The 15,601-nt window shown below is 70.7% G+C and carries 6 protein-coding genes and 4 pseudogenes; 7 read left to right on the plus strand and 3 right to left on the minus strand.

Going from position 1 to position 15,601, the window contains the following annotated elements; all coding sequences use genetic code 11:
- Window positions 1-11: 11 nt before the first annotated feature.
- Together ACGH7X_RS15365 and ACGH7X_RS15370 are read right to left on the minus strand one after the other, a co-directional pair.
- Window positions 12-1,268, minus strand: coding sequence for a serine/threonine-protein kinase (locus ACGH7X_RS15365; RefSeq protein ID WP_399885689.1), 1,257 nt, complete (start codon window positions 1,266-1,268; stop codon window positions 12-14).
- A gap of 180 nt (window positions 1,269-1,448) precedes the next feature.
- Window positions 1,449-3,128 carry a serine/threonine-protein kinase gene (locus ACGH7X_RS15370; RefSeq protein ID WP_399885691.1) on the minus strand — a complete coding sequence of 560 codons (1,680 nt, stop codon included), beginning with the start codon at window positions 3,126-3,128 and terminating at the stop codon, window positions 1,449-1,451.
- A 429-nt stretch (window positions 3,129-3,557) separates the two neighbouring features.
- Between ACGH7X_RS15370 and ACGH7X_RS15375 the strand changes: the two genes are divergently transcribed.
- The 7 genes and pseudogenes from ACGH7X_RS15375 to ltrA all read left to right on the plus strand — a co-directional run bounded on the left by ACGH7X_RS15375 (window position 3,558) and on the right by ltrA (window position 14,567).
- On the plus strand, window positions 3,558-7,478 hold the full coding sequence (locus tag ACGH7X_RS15375; protein ID WP_399885693.1) for an FHA domain-containing protein: 3,921 nt from the start codon (window positions 3,558-3,560) through the stop codon (window positions 7,476-7,478).
- Window positions 7,479-7,793: 315 nt separating this feature from the next.
- Window positions 7,794-8,357 carry a Uma2 family endonuclease gene (locus ACGH7X_RS15380; RefSeq protein ID WP_399885695.1) on the plus strand — a complete coding sequence of 188 codons (564 nt, stop codon included), beginning with the start codon at window positions 7,794-7,796 and terminating at the stop codon, window positions 8,355-8,357.
- A gap of 120 nt (window positions 8,358-8,477) precedes the next feature.
- Window positions 8,478-9,669, plus strand: a pseudogene (locus ACGH7X_RS15385) (IS3 family transposase).
- Between the two features lie 31 nt (window positions 9,670-9,700).
- Window positions 9,701-11,194 (plus strand): annotated as a pseudogene (locus tag ACGH7X_RS15390) (polymorphic toxin-type HINT domain-containing protein); the annotation flags it as partial.
- Between the two features lie 28 nt (window positions 11,195-11,222).
- Window positions 11,223-11,903, plus strand: coding sequence for a DUF6193 family natural product biosynthesis protein (locus ACGH7X_RS15395; protein WP_399885697.1), 681 nt, complete (start codon window positions 11,223-11,225; stop codon window positions 11,901-11,903).
- A gap of 135 nt (window positions 11,904-12,038) precedes the next feature.
- Window positions 12,039-12,446: pseudogene (locus ACGH7X_RS15400) on the plus strand (transposase); the annotation flags it as partial.
- A 708-nt stretch (window positions 12,447-13,154) separates the two neighbouring features.
- The gene (gene ltrA, locus ACGH7X_RS15405) at window positions 13,155-14,567 is read left to right on the plus strand and encodes a group II intron reverse transcriptase/maturase (RefSeq protein ID WP_399885699.1); all 1,413 of its coding nucleotides are present in this window, start codon (window positions 13,155-13,157) and stop codon (window positions 14,565-14,567) included.
- Window positions 14,568-14,598: 31 nt separating this feature from the next.
- Here the strand turns inward: ltrA and ACGH7X_RS15410 are convergent.
- Window positions 14,599-15,459 (minus strand): annotated as a pseudogene (locus ACGH7X_RS15410) (tyrosine-type recombinase/integrase); the annotation flags it as partial.
- Window positions 15,460-15,601: the final 142 nt, after the last annotated feature.

A 15,601-nucleotide genomic window follows, 5' to 3' on the forward strand; every position in this document is an offset into this window, starting at 1 on the left:
CGGGCGCGGCCTCACGGAGAGGCCGGTGCGGAGTTCCGCGTGTCCTGGGGTCCGGAGCCGTTCTCGTCCCCGCCCGTGGCCAGCCACGTACCGACGCCGATCGCCGCCACGAGGGCGACCGCGCCCGCCCCCACCGCGATCCGGCGGCGCCGCGCGGTGGCGCGGTTGCGGGCCGAGCCGGGGCGCGGGGCGCCGGACGCGCGCGGGGCGCGGGCGGTGCCGCGGGCGCCGCCGGCCAGCTCGTCCGGGGCCGGTACGCGCATCGACGTGTGGGTGTCGCGATTGGAGTCGGCCGGCTTGGCGCCCGGCACCAGTGGCACCGCTCCCCGGCGCCGGGCCGGCTCTCCGGCGGAGGGGGAGGAGGAGGCCGGGGGTGCCGCTGACTCGTCGGGCTCGTCCTCCTCCTGTTCGGCGTCGGGCTCGTCCACGTCCAGCGGGCCCATTCCGGCGAGCATCGGCAGCAGCTCGCGCAGCCGGGCGCTCAGCTCGGAGGCGCGCAGCCGGGAGGCGGGCGCCTTGGCGAGGCACTGGACGAGCAGCTGCCACAGCTCGTCCGGGATGCCGGGGAGCGGGACGACGGTCTCGGTCACGTGGCGGCGCAGCACCGCGCCGGGGTGGCCGCCGCCGAAGGGCGTGAAGCCGGCGAGCAGCTCGTACAGCACGGTGGCCAGCGCGTAGATGTCCACCGCCGCGCGCGGGGGCAGGCCCTCGACGATCTCCGGGGCCAGGTAGTCCGGCGTTCCGATGATCTTCGTGGCGCGGGTGCGCCGCGGGGTGTCGATGAGCTTGGCCACCCCGAAGTCCGTCAGCAGTGCCGGGTGCGAGCCGCCGGGGCCGAGCGGGCCCTGCATGTCGAGCAGGACGTTCTCGGGCTTGACGTCGCGGTGCACGACCCCGGCGGCGTGCGCGGCGGCCAGTCCGTCGGCGACGTCGGCCACGACGGCCACCGCGGCCTCGGGGGCCAGGCGCCGCTCGCGGTCGAGGCGGGTGCGCAGGTCGGTGCCGCGGACCAGGTCCATGACCAGCGCGAGGTCGTTGCCGTCGACCACCAGGTCGCGTACGGAGACGACGTGCGGGTGCTCCAGGCCGAGCAGCGCGGTGCGCTCCTGCACGAAGCGGGAGACGAGTTCCTGGTCGGACGCCAGGTCCTCGCGCAACAGCTTGATCGCGACGGGCCCCTCGGGACCCTCGCCCAGCCACACCGTGCCGGCGCTGCCCCGCCCGAGGATCTGGTGGGCGGTGTACCGGCTGCCGATCTTCCGTGCCAAGACTGCTCCTACCGACGCGTGTTGCGCCTAAAAGTACGCGTCCGAGGAGCCAACCTTCACCGCGGAGGCGGAAATCACCCGCTGGATGTCGACAGCCCTGCCTCCGGAGCGGGCGGAAACGCGGGAGCGGCGGGCGCGGACCAACGCGGGAGCGGCCGGCTCAGCCGGCTCAGATACCGGTCACGCCCCGCCGCCCGAGCCGCCGCCGAGGTCCCCGATCCAGTCGGTCACGGAGGTGAACCAGTCGCTGAGCTGCTCCCAGTAGCCCTTGCCCGTGCCGATCCAGTCCTGGAGGGGGCTCAGCTCCCAGATCAGCCAGCCGGCCACGAACAGGATGACGATCGTGAACAGGCATCCCTTGAGGCAGCCGAGGCCCGGGATGCGCATGGGGTTGGCGCTGCGCTGCCGCGGCGCCCGGGGCTCACGCCGGGGCGGCTGCGGCTCGGGCGTGGGCGGCGGCGCGTACCGCTGCGGTTGCGGGCGGGGCGGCTGCTGCTGGGGCTGCGGGTTGGCGTACCGCTGCGGCGGTTGCTGCTGCTGCGGATAGCCGTAGGGCTGCTGGGGCGGCGGGCCCTGCGGGGCCTGGCGCGGCTGCTGGGGCGGGCGGGACACCTGCCGCTGGGGGCGGCGGCGCAGCGGGTCCTCGTTCGGGTCGAGGTACTGGACCTGCGTCTGCTCGTTGCGGTCGCGGGCGGCGCGCAGCTGGTTCTGCCAGGGGTGCGGGTCCTCGGGCCCGCCCTGTCCGGGGCCTCCCTGCCCCGGCCCGCCCTGTCCGGGCCCGCCCTGGGGCACCGGCGGCATGACGGTGGTGGGGTCGGCGGCGCCCGACTGGTTGCCGGTGTGCGGCAGGACGCTGGTCGCGCCGTTGGGGTCGTAGGCGCCGTTCGGGTTCTGCGGCAGGACCTGCGTCGGGTCGGCGGCGCCGGGGGCGCCCGGGACCTGCGCGGGAGCCGGGTCGGGCACGAGGAGCATGCTCACGTTCTCGGCGGCGCCGATCTGCGCGCTGTTCGCGTGCACGCCGATGCCCTCGGCGACGACGCGCAGGCCGCGGGCGAGGTTCTCGGCGCTGGGGCGGTCGTCGGGGTTCTTGCGCAGGCAGCGCTCGATGACCGTCCACAGCGGGTCGGGGACGGTGGAGGGGCGGCGCGGTTCGGCGCTCAGGTGCTGGTGCAGCACCTCCAGGGCGGAGCCCCCGCCGAACGGGGGACGGCCGGTGACCAGCTCGTACAGCAGGATGCCGGCGCCGTACACGTCGACCGCGGAGGTCTGCGGGCGGCCCTCGGCGGACTCCGGCGCGATGTACGCGGGCGTGCCGACGAACTCGTGGGTGCGGGTGAGGCCGGGTGAGTCGGCGAGGCGGGCGATGCCGAAGTCGGTGAGCATCGGGTGCATCTCGCCGTCCGTCTGCTTCAGCAGGACGTTGGCCGGCTTCAGGTCGCGGTGGACGACGCCGTCGGCATGGCTGGCGGAGAGCGCGTCGGCGACCTGCGCGGTGAGCAGAGCGGCGGCAACCGGGGTGAGCGGCCCGTTTTCGCGCAGGTAGCGGTGCAGGTCCGGACCGTCGACGAGATCCATGACGAGAGCCAGCAGCTCGCCCTCGACGACCAGGTCGCGGACCCGGACGATGTTGGGGTGGGTGAGGCGGAGCAGGACCGAGCGCTCGCGCAGGAAGCGCATCACGATGTCGGGGTCGCTCGCCAGCTCCTCCTTGAGGACCTTGATCGCGACGGTCTCGCCGGGCTGTCCGGCCACGGCCGCCTCGGCCCCCGCGGTCTCGCGCTGGCGGGCACGCCAGACGGTGCCCGTGGCGCCGCGGCCGAGGGGCTCCTCGAGGAGGTACTTGCTGCCTACCGGCCGCACGTCATGCGCTCCTAGTTGCTTGCTGGCTGTTCCGACCCACTGTAGTGCCGCGCTCCCGGCACGGGGCTGTCGTCGCCCTGTGGTTCCCATTGCTCCGCCGGTACGTCTTACGTCCCGTCACCGGACCATGTTCGGAGGAAAGACGCTCGACCCGGTCCCATGGTTGCCGCTGCCCGTACGTGACTGATCTCAAGCGGACGGCATTCGATCACCTACAGAGCACCTGTCAGGCATTTTTGGGGGCAGAGCCGACCAATCAAGATCATTTGGCGGCGGGCGGCGGGCGCGTTGTCAGTGGCAGGTGCGAGGATGCGTGCAGTACTGGCCGACGTGCTCGTGTGGCGGTGGGGGAAGTCCGCGGTGGGGGGACCGTGGTGACGGCTTCTGTCCCGGCGTGCGGGCGCCCGCGCGAAGGGACCGCTGACGGCGATGCAGATCCGGCTGACCGTCGTAGACCCGCTGGGCCCGCATGCTTCGGTGGGGGGCCGCGCCGCGAGCTGCGACGTGCTGGTCACCGCACCGGCCGGCACGGCCCTGGCCGCGGTCGCCTCCGCGCTGGCCGCGGCGCTCCCCGGCGGCGAGGGCCCGGGCTCCGGCCAGGTGGTGCTGTACGCGGGTGCGCAACGGCTCGACGCCCAGCGCAGCACCCTGGGCGAGCCGCCGTTGATCGACGGTGCCGTGCTGTGCCTGGGCGCCCCGGGCGAGCCCGACCCGCACACCGAGCCGGCCGACGTCCCCGCCCAGCTCCACGTGGTCGCGGGTCCCGACGCGGGCGGCGTCCACCTGCTGCACGGCGGACAGATCCGGCTCGGCCGCTCCGCCGACGCCGACGTCGCGCTCGACGACCCGGACGTCTCCCGTATGCACTGCGCCGTGACCGTCGGTCCCGACGCCCGCGTCTCGGTCGCCGACCTCGGCTCCACCAACGGCACCACGCTGGACGGCACCCGCGTGGGCGACCGCCCGGTCCGCTTCGCGCCGGGTGCGTTGCTGCGGATCGGCGAGTCGGCCCTGCGGCTCGTGCCGGTGCCTCCGGCGGCCCAGGCGCGGGTGGCGACGACGCCGGACGGGGAGGGGCACGTGCGGCTGTCCGGGGCTCAGGCGTCCCCGTCGGGCGGCGGGGACGGTGACGGCGACGCGGTGATCCACGCGCGCGTGGCGGACGGGGCGGAGGGACACGCGGGCGACACCGGCGGCCGCTCCCGCGCGACCGGGCCGGGCCACGGCGCCGCGACCGGCCCGACCGGACCCGCGCGGGTGGCCGGCAGCACGCCGGGCGGTTCCGCACGTTCGGCCGGTCGTACGGCGGGTGCGGCGGACGCGACCGCGCCGGACACCACGGGCGCCCGCGGCACCGGGACAGACGGGACGACCGGGGCCCGCGGGCGGACCCATCACGCGTACGGCACGTCGGGGTACGACACCTCGGGGTACGACACGGGCGCGGCGCCCGCCGAGCCGCCGCAGGTACCCGGCCAGGGCGGCGCCCCCCGCATCGAGAGCCACGGCACCGGTCCCGCGGGGGGCCTGCCCCGGCGGTCCCCCGCCGGAGGCGAGACGCACGGCGGCGCGCAGGGCGCGGGGGCGTACGCGACGGGCGGGCCCGGTGCGGGAGGGTTCCGCGCTCCGGACCCGGGCACGCCCGGCGAGGACGCCTACGGCACGGTCCCTTCCGCGCCGGGCGCGAGCCGCCCGGGCCCCTCCGGCGCGAGCACGTCAGGCACCGGCACGTCGGGTTTGAGCCCCTCCGGCGCGGGGGCGCCCGACACGGGTTCCTCGGACGGCCGGGGCTCCCGCACGGGCGGGGGCGCAGCCCACGCGGACGCCTCCCATACGGCTCGTACGACCCGTACGAGCGCGGCCGGTGAGGCGGCCCGCCGCTCCGCCGGTGCCCCCGGCCGGGCAGCCGGCGCCGGCCCGGACGACGGCACCGGGCGCAAGGGGACTCCCCTGCGCGGCACCGACGTGCCGCAGGAGGTCCGCAGGCGCGGTGGGATAGGGGCTTGGGCGCGGCGGCTGACCGGCGGGCGCGGCATCGCGCAGGAGGTCACCGCGTCCGGCGCGTACGCGTACGCCGAGGAGGCGGCCGGACCGGCACCGGCTGCCCCGTCCGGCACCTCCCGTGCCCCGGAGACGTGGCCGGACTCCGCATCGCTGCTGCTGACGGCGCTCGGACCGGGACCGCGGCTGTGGGAGCGCGGTCCGGGCCACCCGGAGGCGCTCACCGTGCGGCTCGGTACGGCCGACCGGGTGGCGCCGGGCGGTGCCGCACCGCTGCCCGCGGTCCCGGTCACCGCCGACCTGCGCGAGGTCGGCGCGCTGGGGCTCGCGGGCCCGCGGGAGCGGCTCGCCGGGCTGGCCCGCTCGGTGCTGGCGCAGCTGGCCGCGCTGCACTCCGCCGACACCCTGGAGATCGTCCTGATCAGCGCGGACCGTTCCCGTCCGCTCGCCGAGCGGAGCGCCGAGTGGTCCTGGCTGGGCTGGCTGCCCCAGCTGCGCCCGGGACACGGCCAGGACTGCCGCCTGCTCCTCGCCCACGACCGCGAACAGGCCACGGCCCGCGCCCATGAACTCCTCCGCCGCCTGGAGGACCACGTCTCGGGCGCCGGTTTCGAAGGACGCCCCCCGGCCGCCACGATCCCGGCCCAGGCGTCGGCATCCGCACCGGACTCCCCCCAGAACCCGGGCGCCGCCCGGCACCACCCCTCCTGGGCACGGTCCGACGACGAACCGGACCCCGCCGACGGCTTCACCGGGCCGTACACCGTGGTCGTCGTGGACGGGGACCCCGGCGGGGCCGACGTGCGCGAGGCGGTGGCGCGGCTGGCCCTGGAGGGACCGCGGGCCGGTATCCACGTCGTCTGCCTCGCCGAGACGGCCGCCGCCTCCCCCACGTCCCCGGTGACGCGGACGTACGAGGCGGCCTGCGCGGTGTCGCCGGTGTTCCGGGAGTGCGGTGCCGTGGCCCTGCTCAGCGGCGACGTGGCGACGACCCTGCGGCTGCTGCGCGTCGCCCGCACCGGCGGGGCAGCGGGCGCCCCGGCCACTCCCGCAGGACCGGTCGGTCACGGCACCCTCGGCACGGTGGACGCCGTCTCCCCCGCCTGGGCCGAGCGGTTCGCGCGCGCCCTGGCCCCGCTGCGCACGGACACCGCCGTCGGCGGCGAGCACCACGCGCGCGTGTCCGCACCGCTCCCCCAGACGGCCCGGCTCCTGGACGAACTGGGCCTGGCCCGCGCCACCCCCGCCTCCCTGATGGCCCGTTGGGCCGACGCGGCCGACGACACGGACGCCCTCGGGGGCCGCGCGCACGCGGTGCTGGGCGCCGGTGCGCGCGGCCCCGTCACGGCCGACCTCGCCGCCGAGGGACCGCACCTGCTGATCGAGGGGCCTCCCGGCAGCGGCCGCACCGAGCTGCTGCGGGCCCTGGTCGCCTCGCTGGCCTCAGCCGAACGCCCCGACCGGCTCGGCGTCGTCCTCATGGACGGCCGCGACAGCGTGAGTTCGGGCGGCGCCCACGGCGAGGGCCTGCGCGTGTGTACGGACGTACCGCACGTCACCACGCACCTCACCGCCAACGACCCGGTCGTCATGCGGGAGTTCGCCCAGGCGCTGAGCGCCGAGCTGAAACGGCGTGCCGAGCTGCTCGGGCGGTCGCACTTCGGCGAGTGGCACACCGGGCGCGAGGTGTCGGGCCGGCTGATCGCCCAGCGCGCGCCGACGGCGGGCGGACCCGGCCCGGCGGTGCTGCCGGACAACGGGGACGTCGACTCCCCGCCCAGCTCCACCATGCGGCTGCGCCCCGGCGCCGCCCGTCGCCGGGCGGGCGCCGTACCGCCGCTCCCCCGCCTGGTCGTCGTCGTGGACGACCTCGACGCGCTCGTCACACCCCCGCTGGGCTCGCCCGGGCGGCCCGCCGCGGGGTCGGTGATGCGCGCGCTGGAGGCCGTCGCGCGGGAGGGCGAGCGACTCGGCGTGCACCTCGTGGCCGCCACCGTGCCCGGAGGCCGTACGGACCGCACGGAGCCCGCCCTGCGCGCGACCCTGCGCGTCACCCTGGACGCGCCGGTACCGGGCCCGGACGAACCGACCCCCGGGCGCGGCCGCTTGACCCACCCCGACGGACGCACCACCGCCTTCCAGGGCGGCCGCGTCACGGGCCGCATCCCCCGCACGGCCACCCTGCGCCCCACGGTCGTCCCCCTGGAGTGGCACCGCATGGGCGACCCGCCCACCCGCCGCCCCGTCCGCGAACTGGGCAACGGCCCGACCGACCTGGCCCTGCTGGCCAGCGCGTTGGAACGAGCGACCCGAGAGGTCTCGGCGGCGGAGGTCCCGTCCCTGTTGTAACGCCCGGCACATCTAGTTCTCCTGGTCACCGACGTACAGCCCACGAAGCATGCGCTGAACGTGATGATCACTGAACAGAAGGCCGGTGGACCGCTGGATTGCCGCCCCGACGCGCCAACACTCGGCAGGACCGGACATCGGCGAGGCGAGCCATGCCGACACCCTCTGGGACCGGCAATCCAAGTGAACGTTTGTTCGATACCCCGCTCGTGGCGGCGAACCCGGAGTCAGCCGCTGGGGGCGCCCGTATGCTGGCCGTGTACCACCTGTCGAGGTCACACCGAGACTGCCGGTCGGATGAGGAGGTGAAAGGGAATGAGCGTCGCCATCGACCACACAGGGCCCTGGACCGTCGCCGAGGTCCTCGCCCTGCCGGAAGACCGAACCACACGCTATGAGCTGCTGGGGGAATCCCTCGTCATGTCCCCTGCCCCCGGCGTCCGTCACCAGCGAGCCTCGTTCCGCCTCCACCTCGCCCTGGACGCGGCCGCCAGGGCGGTCGGCGCACCGGTAGAGGTGCTGGAGGGCGTCAATGTCGTCCTGCCGTCGGGACTGGTCGTTCCCGACCTGGTGGTGGCCGACGGCGGCGCGACGGCCGACGACCCCGTCGCCGTCGACATCGACGCGGTACAGCTTGTCGTCGAACTCGTCTCCCCTGGCAACAGCACCATGGACCGCAAGGTCAAGCCCATGCTCTACGCGGAGGCCGCCATCCCGCACTTCTGGCGACTGGAGTTCGACCCCGCGCCGATGCTCGTCGTCTACGAACTGCAGGGCGGCCGCTACGTCGAGCGGACCACCGCACTCGCCGGCGCAACCACTCACCTGGATGCCCCGTTCCCGGTCGCGCTCGACCCGGCCGGACTCACTCGGCAGTAGCTACCGCCTGACGACAGGCAGCCGCTGATGGGCATGCGGATCTCGGGAGGACTGGAGTGACCCCCGGGACTCCGACACCTGGACGCTGGATGTTTCGTCATCCAGGGGAAGTGATCCAAGGTGGCAAAGCGGAAGAACTATCCCGAAGAGTTCAAGCGGGACGCGGTGGATCTCGTGCGTTCCTCGCCGGACCGTTCCCTCACCGATATCGCCCACGGCCTGGGTGTCCATCTGGAGACCCTGCGCAAGTGGGTCCGCGAGGACCGGACCCGCACCCGAACGGCGGACGGCGAGGGTGACGCCGGCATGACCCCTGGCGAGAAGGAAGAGCTCAAGCGCCTGCGGCGGGAGAACGCCCGGCTGAAGGAGGACAACGAGATCCTCCGGAAGGCCGCCGCCTATTTCGCACGGGAGACGACACGGTGATCCGCTTCCGTTTCGTCGACGAGCACCGGAACACCCACAGGGTGAAGCGGATGTGTGACGTTCTCGGATGGGACCGTTCCGGCTACTACACCTGGCACCAGAACAAGGAGGCACGGCAGGAAAAGGCCGATGAGGAAGAGGGCCTGGCCTGTCGGATCCGGGAGATCCACACCGGTTCCCGAGGATCCTACGGGGCCCTGCGGATCACCAGGAAACTCCGCGATCAGGGGCGCGTAGTGAACCGCAAGCGTGTCGCCCGCATCATGCGGGAGCGTGAGATCGTCGGGATAACGCGACGGAAGTCGCGGTCGCTGACGAGACAGGACCGCACGGCGCCGCCGGCGCCGGATCTGATTCTGCGGGACTTCACCGCACCGCTGCCGGGTCTGAAATTCGTCGGGGACATCACCTGCTTGCCGACGGCCGAGGGATGGCTGTATCTGGCGACGGTGATCGATCTGTGCACGCGGGAGGTCGTGGGCTGGTCGATGGCCGACCATATGCGCACCGAACTGGTCGCAGACGCCATCCGGATGGCCCACGCGGGCGGACACACGGCAGGAAAAGCAATCTTTCACTCCGACCGCGGGAACTCGCCCAATACACGTCTCACCAATTCCGTGCCCTGCTGTGCGAGTTGGACATGCGGCAGAGTACAGGACGTACCGGATCGTGTTTCGACAACGCCGCAGCGGAGAGCTTCTTCGCCGTCCTGAAAGCAGAGATCGGTACGACCGTCTGGGAAACCCGAGTACAGGCTCGGCAGGACGTTTTCCGGTGGATCGCAGAACATTACAACCGGGAGCGGATCCACTCGACCATCGGCTACATCACGCCGTACCAGGCGAGGGTCCGCTGCCATCAACGACTGGACCTCGCGGCATAAGACGGAAGTGTCGGCACCTGAGGGGTCACTTCACTTCCTCGGCAAGACCCGAGACAGCACCACCGGTCTGACCCACGTCGGCGCCCGCGAATACGACCCCACCATCGGCCAATTCATCAGCGTCGACGCACTCCTCGAACCGCAGAAGCCGCAGAGCGTCAACGGATACAGCTACGCCCACAACAACCCCATCAGCAAATCCGACCCCAGCGGATTCGGCGTACCGGGATGCCACACCGGCGTCTACCAGCACTGCAACAACGGAGTCCCGACCTCAGAATCCACATACCACCCCGAGCGAGAATCTGAGCCAGTCCTCGCAAATTGGGTTCACGAAGGCTGGACGGGCACTCCCGCCGACATCGACAGTGACGGCTACATCCAATTGCTGCCCAATGTCGCCATTCCTGTCCAGTGGAAAGACACGCAGCAGTTCGTTCAAGCTTTCTACAGCCAGCTCAACGGCCTCACTGGTTACGGAATCAGCAACTTTGCAGACCATCAGGATGTCCCCTACGTTTCTGCCGACATCTATCGAGCGCTACTAGATGCCTGTGATCTCACCGATTGCCCCTCCAAAGACCACTTCATGTGGGCATGGGCAGGTTCAGCGGCCGCTGCGGGATTTTCCGTGGAGGGGCCAGGACGGGGGGTCAGCCGCAGAGCAAAGGCCAGCTCCTGCACGCACAGCTTTGTCGCTGGCACCGAGGTTCAACTTGCCAACGGCGACACCAAACCCATCGAGGATGTCGAGGTTGGTGACAAGGTTGTAGCCACAGAACCCGAAACCGGCGAGACCAACACCTACGAAGTCACCGACACCATCGTCACCAAACATGACAAGCACTTCGTACGGGTTACAGTAGGTGGATCTGACGGCACTGAGGCGCAGGACTCGTTGACCGCAACCACCAGCCATCCTTTCTGGGTTCCGTCCGAGGAAAGCTGGGTTGACGCCGGCAACCTTCGTACTGGCATGACCCTTCGGACACCGAGTGGGCACGCAGTCAAGGTTGAGAGAGTCGACCGCTTCACCGCTCAGCAGGTCACGTACGACCTGACCGTCGGCGACGTGCACACGTACTATGTGCTGGCTGGCGCCACCCCGGTCCTCGTCCACAACTGCAACGTGGCGCTGGGGCAGAAGGCGGAAGGCACCTATTCATGGGCGGACGGTGAGGGGTTCAAGCACTTTGGCGACTATGCTCCTGACGCATGGCAGGGCCCAGTGGAGAACGCGATCCGGGACTCGTCGGTGACGCTTCACGTAAATCTCCGCGGCTTGGGAAACTTCACTGAATCGGCGAAGGCCGGGCTCCAGCCAGGAGCGTACGCCACTGATATGGAGATGGGTTGGATCGCCAGAGCTGTCGGTAATGGCGAACGGTCATGGTCCTCCATTAACTTCTATCGACCGAACGCGAAGGGGGCTCTTGAAAGAGTCGATGTCGCGGAACCAGATTGGGCGAGCTTCGGTAGGCTCCGGCCCTTCATATCGGATGCAGGGAAGTTCTGTGGCTGCTAGCAAAGCGAACCGAAGGGGGTTCACGAGCATGGATTCGCTTGACCCTGGTCTCTACCCAGACCTCTTCGCTGCGGGCGGCCTCATCTCGGCGATGGAGCTAGCGTCGGCAAAGAAAGATCTCGACCTGGGACGGCTCTACAGTCACTACGCATCGGGACCTGGCCTGCTAGCCACGGCTGAGCTGGATTCGAGTCGCGGAAGGGCTTCTATTCAGCTCAGTAGCCAAAGCAGGACCTTCTACGTAGCAATCCAGGGGCAGGGATTCACGTGGGCTGAGGGTGCCACTGATGATCTAGGCGATCTGATCGAGGCATTGACTGCATGGCGGGATGGCATTTCGGTGGATGACTTCGCTGAAAGGTTCCCATTCATGATGCCGGGGCGGCTCGCGAGAGCCCACGAGTCGGGAGACTCGGTACCCGCTCAGTGGAATTGGTTGCGGACTGCTGAGGAGTTCTCCGAGGAGAGCCCGCTTGTGGAAGCGGCCTACGCAGATGGTCGGTTCGGCTGTTCCTTCCCAACTCTCAGCCATGGAACGCTACGGCTTAGATCGGTGCGCCGAGAGCAAGGGGCCCAGGAAGTGAGCATTACTCCACTTTCTGGAGGTTCCTACCGTGTGGAGAATCCTCGATTGCTCGACCCGACGGTCGTAGATTCTTTGAGGGAGGCTCTTACTATGGCTTCTGAAGCTCTCGCGAGTAACGAATGACACGTTCACTTCAGTAAATGAGGAGCCCCGCCGACCTTGGTCCGGCGGGGCTCCTGAGCTGGGTGACGGCAGTAGTTGACGCTGAGGTTGAAAGAGTGGGGTGACAGCGGGCGTTGGCGGTGCTACATCCTCGTCATGAGGTACGCGGATGGCGGCGGTCTGACCGCCGCGGGCCGGGCGAAACGTGAAGCAGTGCGCTTCGAGGCTGCAGAGATGTTCGAGCGAGGGGTGCGGCCGCCAGAGGTGGCCCGCCGGTTACGGGTGTCGCGGAAGTCGGCGTACGCCTGGCATGCCGCCTGGTGTCAGGGTGGCAGAACGGCTCTGGCGTCCAAGGGGGCGGGCGGCTTCCCGAGTCAGCTCAGCGACGGCCAGACAGAGCGCCTGCAGGTCGAGTTGGGGGCCGGCCCGGCCGCGCACGGCTGGACGGAGGACCAGCGGTGGACTCTTGCCAGGGTCGCGGAGCTGATCCACTGCCTGTTCGGCTATCGGTACACCCCGCGCGGGGTGTCGTATCTGCTGCACCGACTGGGCTGGTCGCCGCAAGTGCCCACGCACCGGGCGGCAGAGCGGGACGAACGGGCCGTCACCCGGTGGCGGACGGAGCAGTGGTCACGGGTAAGAGGTCGGCCCAGCTCCTGGGCGCGTGGATCGTCTTCGAGTTGCGCCGTGAGGCGCTGTGATTCGTGTGGAGGTGAGAGACCTTCACCGCCGACCTGTCGTAGCAGGGAGGTGGAGCTGAGGGCAGCCTGATCCGGGTGATGACGGAGAGGGCGGGAGCGGCCCTGACAAAGCCGGAACGTGCCAGTACTGCCAGATGGTGCGGGTCCGGCGAGCGGGATGGAGAGGAGTACGCGAGGAACCGGCGTCTTTACGTCTCTTAACGACTACACCGGCTCGAGACCTGGTGGATCTGGGCCGGAAGCGGTGCGCACTTGCTGCCCAAGGGCGGCGGGGAACTCCTTGGCCGGTATTTCGAAGCCGTTCGGGAGGCGACGAGGAAGGTCTACGGCGTACTCGTGGCGATGCCGCAGGGACACAGTCGGGCTCCTACTCCAACGAGCGAATCGCAGTGAACACGGGAACCACCCGTTCTCAACTCCCTGTCGTGCATGGCCAGTGCTCGGCTGGGGATAGGCGCATCGACCGCCGAACGGTCCGGGTGGGGCGGAGCCGCCGTAGTACTCCGAGCCGGGGAGAGCCCGCGCACATGGGGAAGGGCGGCAGCGGTATCGAGAGGGGAAGGAGACTGCAATGCCGGAAGACGCGCCGTTGAACAGCGGCGCTCTGCTGGAGGCGGACCTGGTGGGTCCACGCCAGCGGGTATCGGAGATGCAGGCCAAGCTTCACCGTTGGGCGGCAGCCGATCCCGGCCGCCGGTTCGATGATTTGTTCAACCTCGTGCACGACCCGGCGACGCTGATTGCGGCGTTCGACCGGGTCGCCGGCAACCGGGGTGCCCGCACTCCCGGCGTGGACGGCCTGACGGCCGCCGATGTCGAGGAGCGATTCGGGGTCCCCGGATTCCTGGATGACCTACGGGCCCAGCTCAGGCAGGGCTTGTTTCGTCCGCTACCGGTGCGGGAGCGCAAGATTCCCAAAACGGGTGGGTCGGGGAAGGTTCGGCGGCTGGGGATTCCCGTGATCGCCGACCGGGTCGTCCAGGCCGCGCTGAAGCTGGTGCTGGAGCCGATCTTCGAGGCCGACTTCAAGCCGGTCTCCTACGGGTTCCGGCCCAAGCGGCGGGCTCAGGACGCGATTGCCGAGATCCACTTCTATGGCACTCACGGCTATCGGTGGGTGCTGGACGCGGACATCGCGGCGTGCTTCGACGAGATCGACCACGTCGCGCTGATGGACCGTGTCCGGAGCCGGGTCAAGGACAAGCGGGTGCTGACGCTGGTGAAGGCGTTCCTGAAGGCCGGGCTCCTCACGGAGCTCGGGGAACATCAGGAGACCTTCACCGGGACGCCGCAAGGGGGCATCATCTCTCCTCTGCTGGCGAACATTGCCCTGTCGGTGCTCGATGAGCACCTGCACCGGGCATGGGAGCCGGGCGGGGAACTGTCCACCAGCGGTCGGCGCGAACGGCGGAGTGCCAACGGCCTGCCCTCGTGGCGGCTGGTCCGCTACGCGGACGACTTCGTCGTCCTGGTCAAAGGGACCAGGCAGGACACCGAGGCACTGCGCGAGGAGATCGCCCAGGGTCTCGCACCGATGGGGTTGCGGCTTTCGGAAGCCAAGACCCAACTGGTGCACCTCGGCGAGGGGTTCGACTTCCTGGGGTTCCACATCCAGTGGCGCCGCAAGCGCGGAACGGACAAGTGGTACGTCTACACCTTCATCGCCGACCGGCCCGTCCGGTCAGTGAAGGCGAAGATCCGTACCCTCACCCACAGAACGTCGCAGCAGGACGGTGAAGAACCGCCTACGCAGCATCCAACGCCGACCAGAGGTCCTCGACGGCTTTATCGCCGGGACCGGACTGAGGCTGGAGCCCCCGTAACTCTGTCACCTCGCCCTTTCAACCTCAGCGGCAACGTCAGCGGACGACGGCTGCGTTGGGTGGGTCATCGGAGGCGTCGGTCGGGCCGAGGATGCTGCCGAGGGTCTCGATGGCCTGGCGTTGGAGGCGGAGTCGTACGTGGGCGTAGACGCCGGCGGTGACGCCGATGTGGGCGTGGCCGAGGAGTTCCTTGATGACGACGAGGTCGACGCCTTGTTCCAGGAGCAGGGTGGCGGTCGAGTGCCGGAGGTCGTGGAAGCGGATCGTCCGCAGTTCCGCGCCGTGGAGGAGGCGGCGGAAGCTGCGGGTGAGGTTGGTGGGGTCGAGCGGCTTGCCCTTCGGGGTGGTGAAGACTAGTCCGTCGTCCGTCCAGCTCGTTCCGGCCGTCTGGCGTTCTTCCTGTTGCCGTTCCTGATGGGCCTTGAGGGAGCTGAGGCACTCGGTGGGGAGGGCGATGCGCCGCTCGGAGGCCAGGGTCTTGGTGTGCAGGACGGTCAGGCCCTGGCTGCGGGTGCGCTGGAGGGAGCGATGGATGCTGGCGGTGCCGCCGTCAAGGTCGAGGTCTTCCCAGTGGAGGCCGAGAAGTTCGCCCTTCCGGAGTCCGGTGCGCAGGGCGAGTTCGTACAGGGCGTGGAGCCGGTCGCCGTTGGCCGCGTGGAGCAGTCGCTGGGCTTCGGTGGCGGTGAGGGGCTGGAAGCGCCGGGGGGGGCGGGGCGTGGTCGTCTTGACGTTCCGGGCGACGTTGCGGGGAAGTTCGTCCTCGCGGACGGCGTGTTCCAGGGCCGACTTGAGTACCGCGTGGACGTACGTGACGGTCAGCGGCGAGAGCCGCTTCCCGCAGCACTGGCCGATGGCGCAGCAGGACCGACGGACGGAGTCCCGGTCCCGGGCGCAGCACTGGCAGGTGGTGCGGAGCCCGTCGAGGAAGGTGCGGACGTCGCGGGTGGTGAGCCGGGCGAGCTTCTTGGCGCCGATACCGGGGTTGAGGTGGAGGCGGCGTAGCGGGTGTGGGTGTTCTCCCGGAGGTGATGGACGGCGACGCCGTCCAGCCAGTACGTGAGGTAGGCGCTCACGGTGCTGTCGGCTGCGGCGACGGGAAGGCCGCGGTTGCTAGCGGCGATCTTCTCGGTGAGCTTGGTCATCGCGCCTTTACGGGTAGCGCCGTAGACGCGGACGCGCTTGCGGGTGTTGCCGG

The organism is Streptomyces sp. BBFR51, assembly GCF_044591655.1.
GTDB lineage: Bacteria > Actinomycetota > Actinomycetes > Streptomycetales > Streptomycetaceae > Streptomyces.